Origin of the sequence: Limnochorda pilosa (assembly GCF_001544015.1) — a bacterium.
GTDB classification, from domain to species: Bacteria; Bacillota; Limnochordia; order Limnochordales; family Limnochordaceae; genus Limnochorda; species Limnochorda pilosa.
In genome coordinates, this window is sequence record NZ_AP014924.1 from 1,637,845 (window position 1) to 1,651,463 (window position 13,619).

Consider the following 13,619-nt stretch of genomic DNA (forward strand, 5'->3'; position numbering starts at 1 on the left):
CGGTGGGCCGGAATCCGTGAACGGTGGGATGAACGGGGCGAGGCGGCCAGGAGGCCGCCTCGCTCGCTCTCAAGCGCTGTTGGGCGGCCGCCCGCCGCCCGCCTTGCGATCCGTGCGGGCCGTGCCGGGGCTAGAAGGCCAGCTTGGCCATCGGCTCCCGGACCGCGTCCACGGAGCTCTGGAAGGCATCCTGCTCCTCGGGGGTCAGCTCGATCTCCACGACCTTCTCGATGCCGTTGCCGCCCAAGATCACCGGCACCCCCACGAAGACGTCCCGCTGGCCGTACTCGCCCTCCAAGTAGGCGATGGCGGGCAGGATGCGCCGCTGGTCGCGGAGGATCGCCTCGACCATGTCGGCCACCGAGGCGCCGGGGGCGTAGTAGGCGCTGCCGGACTTGAGCAGGTTGACGATCTCGCCGCCGCCCTTCCGGGTCCGCTCGACGATGCGATCGATGGTCTCCCGGGGCAGGAGCTTCTCGATGGGGATACCACCGGCGTAGGAGTAGCGCACCAGCGGGACCATGGCATCCCCGTGCCCGCCCAGGACGAACGCGCTCACGTCCTTCATGGAGACGCCCAGCTCCTGGGCTATGAAGGTGCGGAAGCGGGTGGAGTCCAGGACACCCGCCATGCCCATCACCCGGTTCTTGGGCCAGCCGGAGACCCGGTAGGCCGCGTAGGTCATCACGTCCACCGGGTTGCTCACCACGATGAGGAAGGCGTTGGGCGACGCCTTCGTCACCTCTTCGGTGACGCTCTTGACGATGCCGAAGTTGGTCTGGAGCAGGTCGTCGCGGCTCATGCCAGGCTTGCGGGCGATGCCGGCCGTGATGACCACCACGTCTGAGTCGCGGGTCTCCTGGTAGCTGTTGGTCCCCGCGACCCGGACGTCGAAGCCCGCCACGGGCGCGGACTCCTGCAGGTCCAGGGCCTTGCCCTGGGGGATCCCTTCGAGAACGTCCACCAGCACCACGTCGCCCAGCTCGCGGGCGGCGATCCAGTGGGCCGCCGTGGCTCCCACGTTGCCGGCACCCACGACGGTGACCTTGCTGCGTGCCATCGATGCCCCCCCCTGTTCCGAGCCCCCAGAATTGATACTGACATCACAATCAGTCTACCAGGTCCTGGGGCCTGATTCAATCGCGGCACCGGCCGGCGCCGGCCGGTTTGGTCGATGCCTGCCGGCCACCGGTCGGGGCCGCACGATGCCGGTCTGCCTCGAAGCGGGCCGATCTTTGCAGGAAAAGCTGGGAGGGGGTGGTAATGATCGGCTAGGCGGAAGGGGGGTACGGCGTGAAGACGTTCGAGACCATCGACGCGGCTCCGGCGGAGACGGAGGCCGGCGAGATGGAGGCCCGTTTCTTCCAGTTGCTGGAGACCGACCGGGAGGCCGGCGAGTTCCTGGCCCGCTTCTGGGAGTTGGACCGGATGCTGGAGGCGGCCATGGCCGCAGAGGGCGTGCGTGCGGCCGAGCAGGATGCCGCGGCCCGGACGGTGAATCAGGAGTAAGCGAACCCAATAGCGAGCGGGGGGTGCCCGTGCGGCGTTGCCGCACGGGAGAATAGGGAAGTCGTCATCCGGCTTCGGCCGGAGAAGCGCGCGGGCCCGCCACTGTGACCGGGGAGGCGCCCGAGCCCACTCGCACCTGCGGGGAAGGGCCGGGCAGGAGCCGACGATCCGGAAGCCAGGAGACCTGCCCTTCGCCGTGTGACCGTCGATCCTGCGGAAGTCCGGGAGCGATCGTGCTGCGTCCCCCTTCGAGCGCGCCCCAGGCGATGGGGCGTCTTTCGCGTGGCGGGCCCGTCCACCCCAAACCGGAGGTGTGTGGCATGGTGGTCCGGAACGGCACCCGTTGGGCGCGGGCCCTCGCGGTAGGGCTGGCGCTGCTCTCCTGCCTGGTGGTCCTGGGCCGGTCGCCGGTCCAGGCGGCCTCGATTCAGGTGACGGACGCGCTAGGGCAGAACTACGAGTGGAATGCGCCGCCCCAGCGCATCATCGCCCTGGCCCCGTCCATCACCGAGAACCTCTTCGCGGTGGGGGCGGGTCCCCAGGTGGTGGGGGTGAGCGCCTACAGCGACTACCCCTCCGAGGCGGCTTCGCTGCCCGTGGTTTCCGACGCGACCCAGGTCAACCTGGAGCGGCTGCTGGAGCTACAGCCGGACCTGGTGGTGGGCGACCTGCAGCTCGTGCGGGCGCACCTGGAGGATCTCAAGCGGCTGGGCGTGGCCGTCTTCGCGGTGGACGTCCCGAACCTGGAAGCTCTCTGGGAGGCGCTCCTGCTCCTGGGGCAGGCCACGGGCCACGAGGAGACGGCGCGCTCGCTGGTGGCGGGTTTGCAGCAGCGGGTAGCGGCGGTGCAGGAGCGGACGGCCTCGATCCCGCCCGACCAGCGGCCCCTGGTCTTCGTGGAGGTTTGGAACGACCCGCTGATGACGGCGGGGCCCGGGAGCTTCATCGACGAGCTGGTGACGTTGGCCGGGGGCCGGAACCTGGCCCACGAGGCGCCCAGCGCCTGGCCCACCTACAGCCCGGAGACGGTGATCGCCCGCGACCCCGAGGTCATCCTCCTCACCCACCCGAACCGGGGCGAGGTGCAGGCGCGTCCCGGCTGGCAGTCCGTTCGGGCCATACGTGACGGGAAGGTGTACGAGCTGGACCCCGACTCGGTCACCATCACGGGGCCGCGGCTGGTGGATGGGCTGGAGGCGCTGGCGCGGATCTTCCATCCGGATCGGTAGGCCAACGGCCCGCCGATTGACGGCCCCAGGCGGCTTGGCTATAATGAGGACCAACATACGCAGGCGTGTCAGAAACCGGCCTTCGGCCCGGGGGCACGACGCTCCAGGGTCAGGCCGGAGCAACGGCGATGAAGAGGCGAGTAGGGGCGGCCGCCCCGGAACGAGCGAGCCGGGAGGGTGGAAGCCGGCGCCGGGACCTCCCCGAAGATCCCCTCGGAGCCGCCTTGGCGAACGCCCGACGACCCCGCGGCGCGGGGCGGCGAGCCAGTAGCCGGGGCCGGTTGGGGCCGTTACCCCGTTCGAGTGGGGGTGGAACCGCGTTCCGCCCCAACTCCGGGTGGTACCGCGGGGGTGTGGACTCTCGTCCCAGAGGGACGAGAGTCTTTTTTCGTCAGGAGGGTGGGGGCCATGGACTACCAGAAGACCGTTCAGTTGCCGCAGACGGCGTTCCCCATGCGGGCGCAGCTCGCCCAGCGGGAGCCCGAGCGCCTGGAGGCGTGGCGGAAGGCCCGGCTTTACCAGAAGCTCCAGGAAGAGCGCCGGGCTGCCCGCAGCGCGGGCGGGCCGGCGGCGACGGCCGACGGACGCACCCCCGGACCCGACTTCGTGCTCCACGACGGGCCGCCCTACGCCAACGGCCAGATCCACATCGGAACCGCCCTCAACAAGGTCTTGAAGGACGTCATCGTGCGGTCTCACGCCATGGAGGGCGAGTGGGCGCCCTACGTGCCCGGTTGGGACACCCACGGCCTCCCCATCGAGCGGGCGGCCCTGCAGGAGATGGGCGTGGACGCGGAGAGCCTGGACCCGCTGGAGCTCCGCCGGCGCTGTCGCGAGTATGCCCTGCGCTTCGTGGACGTGCAGCGCGAGGAGTTCGAGCGCCTGGGGATCTGGGGCGAGTGGGAGGTCCCCTACCTCACCCTGAGCCCTGAGTACGAGGCCCGGCAGATCGAGGTCTTCGGCGAGATGGCCAGGAAGGGCTACGTCTACAAGGGACTCAAGCCCGTCTACTGGTGCCCGGACTGCCGGACGGCCCTGGCCGAGGCGGAGATCGAGTACCAGGACCACCGCTCGCCCTCGATCTACGTGGCCTTTCCCGTTACCGACGCCCGCGGCCTCTTCCAGCCGGAGAACGCGTCCGTCCTCATCTGGACCACCACTCCCTGGACCCTTCCCGCCAACAAGGCAATCGCGCTCCATCCCGAGCTGGAGTACGTGCTGGTACACGTGGGGGATGGGCCCGAAGCGCCCCGCTACCTGGTAGCCCGGGGGCTCCTGGACGGCGTGCGGAAGGCCCTGGGGTGGAGCCGAGCGGACGTGGTCGGTGCCTGGAAAGGGGCGGAACTGGAAGGGGTGGTCACCCGCCACCCGCTCAAAGGAATGCCCTCGCCCGTCATCCTCGGGCGTCACGTCACCCTCGAGCAGGGCACCGGCGCGGTCCACACCGCCCCCGGTCATGGCCTGGAGGACTACGAGGTGGGGACCCGCTACGGCCTCGAGGTCTACGCGCCCCTGGACGACCGGGGACGCTTCACCGAGGCCGAGCCCCGGTACGCCGGCCTGCCCGTGAGCGACGCCAACGGCCGCATCCTGGAGGACCTGAAGGAGGCCGGCCTGCTCCTGAACGCCTCGACCCTGGTGCACTCCTACGCCCACTGCTGGCGGTGCAAGAGCCCCGTCCTCTTCCGAGCCACGCCCCAGTGGTTCGCCTCGGTGGAGGGCTTCCGGCAGGAAGCGCTGGAGGCCGTGGGGGATGTGACGTGGGTGCCCGCCTGGGGCGAGGAGCGCATGCGGGAGATGGTGCGGGAGCGGCAGGACTGGTGCATCTCCCGCCAGCGGCTCTGGGGCGTGCCCATCCCGGCCTTCTACTGCGGGAGCTGTGGCGAGGCGGTCATCGAGCCCGAGACCATCGCGGCCGTGGCCGGTCTCTTCCGGCGGGAGGGGTCCGACGCCTGGTTCCGGCGCGAGGCGGCGGAGATCCTGCCCGAGGGCTTCCGCTGCCCCCACTGCGGCGGCGGCTGCTTCCGCAAGGAGACCGACATCATGGACGTCTGGTTCGACTCGGGCTCCAGCCACGCGGCGGTGCTGGAGGACCGCGGTCTGGGCTGGCCGTCGGACCTCTACCTGGAGGGCGGCGACCAGTTCCGGGGCTGGTTCCAGTCGTCGCTCCTGACCGCGGTGGCCACCCGGGGGCGGGCGCCGTACCGCAAGGTGCTCACCCACGGCTGGGTGCTGGACGGCGAGGGTCGGGCCATGCACAAGTCCCTGGGCAACACGGTCTCGCCCCTGGACGTGGTGGACCGCTACGGAGCCGACGTGCTGCGGCTCTGGGTGGCCGCGAGCGACTACCAGAGCGACGTGCGGGTCTCCGAAGCCATTCTGGAGCAGGTGGCCGACGTCTACCGCCGCATCCGGAACACCCTCCGCTTCATGCTGGGGAACCTCTTCGACTTCGACCCCACCCGGGACGCGGTGGGCGCCGAGGCCCTGGAGGAGGTGGACCGGTGGGCCCTCTCCCGCTATGCTCGGCTGGTGGAGCGGGTGCGCGCCGCCTACCGGGAGGACGCCTTCCACCTGGTCTACCACGACGTCAACACCTTCTGCACCGCGGAGATGGGCGGCTTCTACCTGGACGTGCTGAAGGACCGCCTCTACTGCGAGCGCCCCGACGCCCCCGGTCGCCGCGCCGCCCAGACCGTCCTCTACCGGATGGTCTCGGGCCTCATCCGGCTGGTGGCCCCCATCCTGGTCTTCACCGCCGACGAGGCCTGGGAGCACCTGCCCGAGGCGGCCCGCCCCGAGCCCAGCGTCCACCTGGCCACCTTCCCCGGGGTAGCCGCCGCCGGTGTGACCGAGCCCGCAGCCGATCGGGACCGGGACCTGGCGGCCGAGTGGGACCTCCTGCTGGACGTGCGCCACGCGGTCTACCAGGCCATCGAGGAGGCCCGGGACCGGCGTGAGGTGGGGGGGAGCCAGGAGGCGCGCGTGGACCTCTACCTTCCCCCGGACGTGGCCGGCTCGCTCGCGGCACGGCTCCTGGCCCGGGGGGACCTAGCCGGTCTCTTCCTGGTGTCGGAGGTGCGCTTCCACGAGGGGGAGCCGCCCGAGGGCGCGGTCCGGGCCCGGGTCCAGGGGGCCGAGGTGGGCGTGACCGTCTCCCGCAGCCCCCACGACCGCTGCCCCCGCTGCCGCCGCAACCACCCCACCACCGGCTCGGATCCCCGCTTCCCGGACCTCTGCGCCCGCTGCGCCGAGGTGGTGGCCAGCCTGGAGCCCTCTGCCGTCGACGCCTCGGCCGGCTGAGCGGACCCGCGTCTTCGCCCCGGCCGCGACGGGGAGTCTAACGGCCGGGGGGCTTGGAATGAGGCGGCCGGCAGAGAGGCGCGACGCGGAAGGCGCGCTCCTTCGCAACCTGGTGCACCGGGTGAACGAGCTGGGGCGCCGGATGGAGGAGGCCCACATCGGCGAGCTGGTAGAGTTCTACCGGAACCCCCGGCGGGCGCTGCTCCTTCAGCTCGGCGGCGGCGTCTTCCGGGGGGTGGGCATCGCCATCGGCTTCACCGTCGTGAGCGCGTTGATCCTCTACACGCTCACCCGGCTGGCCGCCCTCAACCTGCCCCTCATCGGTGCGGTGATCGCCGACATCGTCCGCATCGTCGAGCGGGAGCTGAACCTGGGTCCTTGAGCTCGTCCCGGGTAGCCTACGGTGGGGAGGGGTTCTTCTGGCCAATAGGGTGGACAATGCTGGGGTGGACCCGCAGAGGATGAAGGAGCGGCTCCTGAAGGAGCGCGACCGGCTGGCCAGCCTCTGGGAGCGGCTGAACGAGGGCGGGCTGGGAAGGGACTCGCTGCGAGGGGCGACCGCCGAGCTTTCGGTGGCGGACCAGCACCCCGCGGACCTGGGAACGGAGACCTTTGAACGGGGGAAGGACCTGGCCCTGCGGGAGAGCACGGGACAGCTCCTGGCAGAGGTGAACACCGCCCTCGAGAACCTCGAGCGGGGCACCTACGGGATCTGCCAGCAGTGCGGGCGCCCCATCGAGGCCGAGCGGCTCGAGGCCCTTCCCTACGCGGGGCTCTGCCGCCGGTGCCAGGAGGAGATGGAGCAGGAGACCACGGCCGGTGAGGCGCGCACCCGACCCATCGAGGAGGAGAGCCTGCCGGGCTCCTTCTCCCGGGAGTTCGGCGACGAGCCCGAGGAGGTGGGGGTGGAGGGCGAGGACATCTGGCAGGACGTGGCTCGCTACGGCACCGCCAACACCCCCCAGGACGTCCCCGGCTCGGTCTCCTACGACGAGGCCTTCATCGAGGCCGAGGAGCCCCGGGGCGCAGTGGAGCCTGTGGAGGAGATCCCGGACCTGGCGGGGAACATGGCCACCGACTGGGATGAGATCTACCCCGAGCCCCGGCCCGAGGCCGAGGAGACCCGCACCGCTGAAGGCAACCCCCAGTCCGGCCGACGCCGGCCCGTGGGCGACCCCGACGAGGAGGAACACACGGCCAACCTGGATGAGATCGACCTGGAAGCCGCAGACCTGGACGACCTCGATGACGAGCCGTAGGCCGAAGGTAGGCAACGGCCCAGGTCCGGGCGGGATGGAACGGGTCGTCTCCAGGCCGGGCGTGCGACGGCTCCTCCTGGTGGGCGCGCTGGTGGCTGCGGATCAGGCGCTGAAGCTTGCCGTCTCCAGCCGCCTCCCGCTAGGTAGCCAGCTGGTCCTCTGGGGCGACGCACTGGCGCTGGCGCCGGGGGTCAACCCGGGGGCGAGCCTGGGGATCCTGGCGGGCAGCCCGCTCCTCCTGGCGGCCGTGAGTCTGGGCGGGGCGGCCTGGGTCCTGCTGAGACAACCGTCGCAGGGCCGTACGCCTTTCTTCTGGCCCGCGTGCCTGGTGGCGGCCGGGGCGCTCTCCAACGGACTGGACCGGCTCCGCCTGGGCGGGGTCCTGGACGTGGCGGCGCTCGGGGGCCGGCTGGCCTTCAACCTGGCCGACGTGGCGCTGCTGGCGGGGGCGCTGCTGGGGGTGGCGGCCGCGTGGCGAAGCCGCAACGAGAGCGACGAAGCGGCGGGGTGAGCACCGCGGGCGAGGCGCCGGCCCTGCGCCCGAGCGAGGGGGAAGGCCTCCGCCAGAACCCGGGGGCGCTCGAGCCCAGGACGTGGCAGGTGGCCCCCGAGGAAGCAGGCCTCCGCCTGGACCGGTTCCTGGCCCTGAAGGAGCCGCTCCGCTCCCGCTCCTTCTGGCAGAAGCGGATCGAAACCGGCGACGTTCGCAAGAACGGCCGACCGGCGGCCAAGTCCGACGCCGTGGAGACGGGCGACCGGATCGAGGCCGTCCTTCCTCCCCCCGAACCGGACTGGGTGCCGCCCGAGGCGATCCCTCTCCGGATCGTCTACGAGGATCCCCACCTGATCGTCATCGACAAGCCGGCGGGCATGATCGTCCACCCGGGGGCGGGGCACAAGGAAGGGAGCCTGGTGGCCGCGCTGCTGGCCCACTGCGGCGATCTCTCCTCGGTGGGCGGGCGCATGCGGCCTGGCATCGTCCACCGGCTGGACAAGGACACGTCCGGGCTCCTGGTGGCCGCCAAGGACGACGCGGCCCACCTGGGGCTCGCCCGCCAGATCCGCTCCCACCAGGTGCGCCGAGTCTACCGGGCGATCGCTTACGGGGTCGTGGAGCCTCCCGAGGCCACCGTCGACCTCCCGGTGGGCCGCCACCCCCTCCACCGCACCCGCATGGCCGTCCGGCCCGACGGCCGCCCCGCCGTGACCCACTACCGGGTGCTGGAACACCTCCCCGGCCCGCCCCGCTGCACCTTCCTGGAGCTCCGCCTGGAGACGGGCCGAACCCACCAGATCCGGGTCCACCTGAGCCACCAGGGCCACCCGCTGGTCGACGACCCCACGTACGCCCCGGGGCGTCCACGGCTGGGGCTGGGGCGCCAGGCGCTCCACGCGGCCGAGCTGGCCTTCCAGCACCCGGTGACGGGGGAGGACCTGCACCTCACGGCGCCGCTACCTCAGCAGATGGAGGCGTTGCTCAGGCGGCTGCGGGGGACTCCCGCGAAGGGCTAAGGGCGAGCGGGGTGACCTACGGCGGAGGCGACGTGCCTAGCTCGGGCGGTCCCGATGCCAGCATTCCGACTGCGAACTCATTGAGAGCCGCGAGTGCCTCATTCAGGGGGGCCCTCCAGCAGAGGTAAAGCGCTGCCTCGGCGGAGCCCTGAATCCACAGGGACCGAAGCTCGGGATCGGCAGAAGCGAGGAGCCGGGACCATTCGGGGAACGGTCCGGTCCTGTCCGCCCCCAGAATACCTTCCCGGAGAAGCGTGAGGGTCGCCCGGGAAGGATGGCGTGGAAAGGGGGCGACGAAGGACTCAGCCCGGTCAACGTACTCCATCGCTTGCTCGCGTCGGTCTGCCAGGACGGCGCTCTGCGCGAGCTCTTCCAGGGTGCAGGCGGCGTCGAAGCCGTCGGTCTGCACCTGCAGGCTCTCCTGCCAGAATGAGCGGGCCTCTCTCCAGTCGTCCATCCGTTTGTGGCACAGCCCCATGTTGTTCAACACGCGGGCAATGCTGCGAGGTTCGCCGTCGGCCTCATAGCGCCTCAGAATAACGCGGTGCACCTGCAAGGCGGTGTCCGGTTGACCCAGGCGCTCCAGTGCGAAGGCCTTGCCTTCGGGGACCGATTCTGCCAGCGGTGGTTCGTGCACGTGTGCACGAATGGACTCATAGATGTCGAGCGCCGGCCGGTAGAGGCCTGCATCCAGCTGCGCGTGGGCCAGATGAATCAGGACGCGGGCGTGAAGCGGTTGGTGCGGGCGAGCCTGCCTGGCTGCAGCCTGAAGATGGCGGATGGCGCTCGTGGGTCGCCACAGGTAACGGAGAGCGATGCCTGCGAGTGCATGCGCTTCGGCCTGACACTCCCAGTCCGAGTGCTGGTTGGCGAGGACCGCGGCCTGACGAGAGCTATCCAGCGCTTCCTCGTACCGATCCTGGTCCAGCGCAAGCAGCCCTTTCTCTAGAGCAATCCAAGCGGACCAGGGGTTACTATGGTCGACCTTCTCTTCTTCTAGATGACGTACGAGCACCCTTGCGGCCGTCTGATGGCCCGCTTCGCGAAGGAGGCGGACGAGGAGGTACCGTTGGCCGGCACGACGCTGACATCGGGCCCACAGGGGGAGGATCCTCGGGAGATCGAGGTGGAGCCGGCCGGCGAGGTACATGAGACGGTCGGCTGTAGGGCACGCCTTTCCTTTTTCGAGCTTGCATAGGGCCGGAGCACTTAGGTCGGCGCCTGCCACGTCGTAGAGAGACAGCCCAGCGGCGCGACGGGCTTCGTGCAGTAAGGTACCCAGTGCAGCCAGGTCCTGTTCGTTAACCCGTGGGCTAGGCATCGTGCATTCCCTCCGCGAAGTTAACAGGTTGATACCCGCAACAATCGAAACCTTGCACCAATCGGGGGCGTTGGGAGGTGTATGGGGGACGGTGCGCAGCGATTCGCGATCGTGGCTGGGTGGCATCGTCTGAGTCCTTTTTATCGTAGCTGCCTCTCCCGTACCTTGCAAGTGGCGGGATGATCCCCAGTCATCAGGCAAACTTAGGGTGGTGTGCCGTTCGTCAGCCATTGACCCGGATCGACCAATCAGGCCTCCAATGGGTTCGAGGTCACATCAGCGGTTCGGGGGGGAACCTGCACTTGCTCGCAGGTTCTTTAGGAGGAGGCGTTCAAATGGATCGTAACGCGCGCGATCGTCAACTTCGACCATCCAAGTTTCTTACTCTCACTACCACCGAGGATGGCCGTCTGCTGTTGCACAACTCCCTGACAGGTGCAATAGCGGCAATAGCCCCCGCGCAGGCTGAGCAAGCCCGCCATTTTCTGCGAAGCAAAGCAGCGGATCTCCCGCGTGAGACCAACCTAGAAGAGCAGCTTGCAGAGGCAGGATTCCTGGTGCCCATCGGAACTGACGAAGACGGTTCGGCGATGGACCAATACTTGGCCAAGTACGGTACCAGTCATTTACAATTGATTATACTGCCGACTGAACAGTGTAACTTTCGGTGTGTGTACTGCTACGAATCGTTCTCGCGTGGTGCCATGCCATCTGAAGTCCAGAAAGCATTGAAGGAATGCGTCGCCAGACAAGTTAACCTAGAGCGATTGAATATCACGTGGTTCGGTGGCGAACCTCTGGTAGCGGCGGACGTCGTTGTCAATCTTCAACAGTACTTCTCGCAACACTGCAAGCGTCACGGTATCGAGTTCTCTTCGACGCTTGTGTCGAACGGTTACCTGTTGACGCCAGCTGTGGCTGACAAGTTGCTCCACCTTGGCCTTTCGCATCTCCAGATAACCCTTGATGGTACCGCAGCAGAGCATAACAAGCGTCGCCATCTCATGGATGGTGGTGAGACTTTCGAGAAGATCATGGTGAACTTACGCTACCTCAAGCAACGTACCGAGCGAGTGAGAGTGACGCTTAGGCACAATTACGATAGAAGGAATCTCTCACATGCACCAGAGTTTATAGAACTTATGGCACGCGAATTCGCCGACGATCCTCGATTTGAATTCGTCTTCGAACCCATAGGCAAGTGGGGAGGCCAGAACGACTCCGTACTTGACGTCTACGAAGGCAAGGAACGGGCAGCGACCAAGATCCACCTACAGAGACTGGCGAAGGAGGCCGGATTCCGAAACGCCTATCAAGCCCAGGTGCTGCGGCCCAATGGGTTTGTTTGCTATGCTGCAGACCCAAGATCCTTTGTGGTCGGGTCCGACGGAACACTGTATAAGTGCACCGTAGAGCTCGACAAGAACGAACGCAACGTCGTTGGCCGGTTAACGCAAGACGGCAAGTTAATGGTGGACTGGCAGAAGGTTGCGCTTTGGACTGAGTCTAATGGTGCCTGGCGGCAGAACTCCAAATGCACTGGCTGCTTCTTTCTCCCAGCGTGCTTCGGCGCGATATGCCCAAAGGAGTGGCTGGACAGAGCAGACGTGACGTGCCCTCCGGAGAAGCGGTTTATAGGGGAAACGCTCCGCACCATAGCGCTGAGGAGCGTGAATGACGGCGCGCAGCGGAGCGGGTCCGCCGCAGTGGAACGCGGCGCTGGCGCCTCCTCCCAGACGGAGCTGGCTGGGGGAAAGCTTTCGGGCCGGCCCAATTCCTAGAGCGAAGGGAGGGAACATCATGGAATGGATCCAGAAGCCTGATGCCGCCTTGGATCCGCCGCAGCATTTCGACTCCAACTGCCACAACTGCTAGGCAAAGCCGGGGGCGGTACGTCGCCCCCGGCTACTTACGGCTCAACGTATTACTGTACTCTCTGATCATGTGGAAGGGAGTCGGTAGGATGAGAGAAAGGATGTGTGACCGTCTGCTTGTCGGCGTGGCGGGCTCAGTGCGCGCAGTCCAACTTCCAGAATACCTGCAGGTATTGCGAGCAGAGTTCACCGAACAGATCAAAATCATAGCGACGCGCTCGGCTAGCAGGATGATACCTCCGAGAATTCTGGAACTGTATGCAGACGACAGGGTGTTCGTTGACCTGTGGGATCGGTCACCCACTGTGAAGGTACCGCACGTCAATCTCGTCGAGTGGGCAGAGATGTTTCTCATTTTACCTGCCACAGCATCAATCATTGGCAAGGCTGCAAACGGAATTGGGGATGACCTCCTGTCCACTGCCGTCATCATGGCACGGGCACCGGTTCTCTTCGCGCCAGCAATGAACGCTGACATGTGGAACAGCGCCGCGGTTCAGAGGAATGTCGCGCAACTTGTACGCGACGGAAACTACGTGGTTCAGCCATCGCTTGGGCTCTCAGTAACTTCTAGCCAAAACAAGGTACATGGTGTGGGTCCAGGTATTGAGAATCTCCTTAGACAGCTTCAACACTTCTTCCTGCATAGGCTACAGGTAGCGCAACTCTCGTCGTCCAGTCTGGTCGCGCATCGCGCCCTGGAGAATGAGTTGTCCGCCGTATCTGATAAAGGCTAGCTGGCGTGCCGTGTTGACATCCGCCACATGAGCATAGCTGTGATGCCGTTGCCACGCGTACACGGATGACCTACCGCGCTGGTGGTATGGCCTGACTCCACTCACGGACGGCCCAAGGAGGTGCGCGATGGGACCACTCGGGATCCTCTCAACGCTGGAGCAACTACCGGCGGTCTACAGCCCTGCGCTATCACACGACGGGACGAAGCTAGCTTACTACGCGGATTTCACCGGCAGAATGGAACTCTACGTAGCAGACGTCCGTTCCAATAGCGCGCCAGTGCAGATCACGAGCGGTGAACTGCCAGACGTCGTGGAGGCACCCCTCAGGTGGATGCCGGACGGTGCTGGAATACTGATCGTGAAGCGCCTTGGCGCGAGTCCCGAGTCCAGCGCGTGGTGTATCGACCTTCGTACGCGCGAGATGCGGCAGGTTGCAGAGGAGATGCCCGCAGGTACCCCGGGACGCGTATCTCCCGAAGGCCGGTTTCTCATATGGAATGCAGCATTGGAAGTGTACATCGCTGACATCGAATCCGGTGAACTCTGTCGTATAGGTCAGGGCATGGCTTTCATGCAGGCGTCGGATTGGTCGCGGATCGGTGGTGGGGTCTACGTTACCGCGAGCGACAGCGAGCCCCTCCGTAATAGAGACGTGTATTACGTGCAGCTGGACGGGTGTCGTGCGACTGCAATGCAAAAGGTGTACTCTTCTGGGCCGGAAACGATGGACCTCTCTGGCCGAGTCTCGCACGACGGCCGATGGCTGGCAATCACTACACGTCGTTCAGACAGAACGTGGGCCGTACTGGCCGATCTTGTAACTGGTAGCACGACCACAGTCACAGGGGGAACGCTGGACGCGTTCCCATTGA

Annotated in this window: 11 protein-coding genes and 1 riboswitch; of the genes, 9 read left to right on the plus strand and 2 right to left on the minus strand. The window is 67.2% G+C overall.

What is annotated here, in order from left to right; all coding sequences use genetic code 11:
- Positions 1 to 130: 130 nt before the first annotated feature.
- Positions 131 to 1,060, minus strand: coding sequence for a malate dehydrogenase (gene mdh, locus LIP_RS07100; protein WP_068136148.1), 930 nt, complete (start codon positions 1,058 to 1,060; stop codon positions 131 to 133).
- Positions 1,061 to 1,293: 233 nt separating this feature from the next.
- On the opposite strand from mdh, the gene LIP_RS07105 reads away from it, so the two are divergent.
- The 7 genes from LIP_RS07105 (at position 1,294) to LIP_RS07135 (ending at position 8,812) form a co-directional block, all read left to right on the plus strand.
- Positions 1,294 to 1,509, plus strand: coding sequence for a hypothetical protein (locus LIP_RS07105; protein ID WP_068136150.1), 216 nt, complete (start codon positions 1,294 to 1,296; stop codon positions 1,507 to 1,509).
- A gap of 4 nt (positions 1,510 to 1,513) precedes the next feature.
- Positions 1,514 to 1,715, plus strand: a riboswitch (cobalamin riboswitch).
- Positions 1,716 to 1,829: 114 nt separating this feature from the next.
- Positions 1,830 to 2,738 (plus strand): ABC transporter substrate-binding protein, encoded by a 909-nt coding sequence (locus tag LIP_RS07110; protein ID WP_068136153.1) that lies wholly within the window; start codon positions 1,830 to 1,832, stop codon positions 2,736 to 2,738.
- 408 nt (positions 2,739 to 3,146) lie between these two features.
- Positions 3,147 to 6,041, plus strand: a complete 2,895-nt coding sequence (ileS, locus tag LIP_RS07115; RefSeq protein ID WP_068136156.1) for an isoleucine--tRNA ligase — start codon at positions 3,147 to 3,149, stop codon at positions 6,039 to 6,041.
- Positions 6,042 to 6,099: 58 nt separating this feature from the next.
- Entirely contained in the window at positions 6,100 to 6,423 is a 324-nt protein-coding gene (locus tag LIP_RS07120; RefSeq protein WP_068136159.1) for a DUF5665 domain-containing protein, read from the plus strand.
- Positions 6,424 to 6,487: 64 nt separating this feature from the next.
- Entirely contained in the window at positions 6,488 to 7,300 is an 813-nt protein-coding gene (locus LIP_RS07125) for a TraR/DksA C4-type zinc finger protein (protein ID WP_068136163.1), read from the plus strand.
- A gap of 34 nt (positions 7,301 to 7,334) precedes the next feature.
- Positions 7,335 to 7,811: a signal peptidase II gene (locus LIP_RS07130; RefSeq protein WP_068136166.1), complete on the plus strand. Its 477-nt coding sequence runs from the start codon at positions 7,335 to 7,337 to the stop codon at positions 7,809 to 7,811.
- Positions 7,772 to 8,812, plus strand: a complete 1,041-nt coding sequence (locus tag LIP_RS07135; protein WP_198409766.1) for an RluA family pseudouridine synthase — start codon at positions 7,772 to 7,774, stop codon at positions 8,810 to 8,812. The genes LIP_RS07130 and LIP_RS07135 overlap by 40 nt, the downstream gene beginning before the upstream one ends.
- A 16-nt stretch (positions 8,813 to 8,828) precedes the next feature.
- On the opposite strand, the gene LIP_RS18475 is transcribed toward LIP_RS07135, so the two are convergent.
- Positions 8,829 to 9,827, minus strand: coding sequence for a tetratricopeptide repeat protein (locus LIP_RS18475; protein WP_173652449.1), 999 nt, complete (start codon positions 9,825 to 9,827; stop codon positions 8,829 to 8,831).
- A gap of 722 nt (positions 9,828 to 10,549) precedes the next feature.
- Here LIP_RS18475 and LIP_RS17750 point away from each other — a divergent pair.
- Both LIP_RS17750 and LIP_RS17755 read left to right on the plus strand, forming a co-directional pair.
- A complete protein-coding gene (locus tag LIP_RS17750; protein ID WP_158509590.1) occupies positions 10,550 to 11,914 on the plus strand; it encodes a radical SAM/SPASM domain-containing protein in 1,365 nt (454 codons plus the stop codon).
- Between the two features lie 182 nt (positions 11,915 to 12,096).
- Positions 12,097 to 12,744: a flavoprotein gene (locus LIP_RS17755; RefSeq protein ID WP_158509591.1), complete on the plus strand. Its 648-nt coding sequence runs from the start codon at positions 12,097 to 12,099 to the stop codon at positions 12,742 to 12,744.
- The last annotated feature ends 875 nt before the right edge of the window (positions 12,745 to 13,619 follow it).

What these genes read in the sequence shown, in the direction of transcription:
- mdh (WP_068136148.1), bottom strand. Translation starts at nt 1,060, where the DNA reads ATGGCACGCAGCAAGGTCACCGTCGTGGGTGCCGGCAACGTGGGAGCC.
- LIP_RS07110 (WP_068136153.1), top strand. Translation starts at nt 1,830, where the DNA reads ATGGTGGTCCGGAACGGCACCCGTTGGGCGCGGGCCCTCGCGGTAGGG.
- ileS (WP_068136156.1), top strand. Translation starts at nt 3,147, where the DNA reads ATGGACTACCAGAAGACCGTTCAGTTGCCGCAGACGGCGTTCCCCATG.
- LIP_RS07120 (WP_068136159.1), top strand. Translation starts at nt 6,100, where the DNA reads ATGAGGCGGCCGGCAGAGAGGCGCGACGCGGAAGGCGCGCTCCTTCGC.
- LIP_RS07130 (WP_068136166.1), top strand. Translation starts at nt 7,335, where the DNA reads ATGGAACGGGTCGTCTCCAGGCCGGGCGTGCGACGGCTCCTCCTGGTG.
- LIP_RS17755 (WP_158509591.1), top strand. Translation starts at nt 12,097, where the DNA reads ATGAGAGAAAGGATGTGTGACCGTCTGCTTGTCGGCGTGGCGGGCTCA.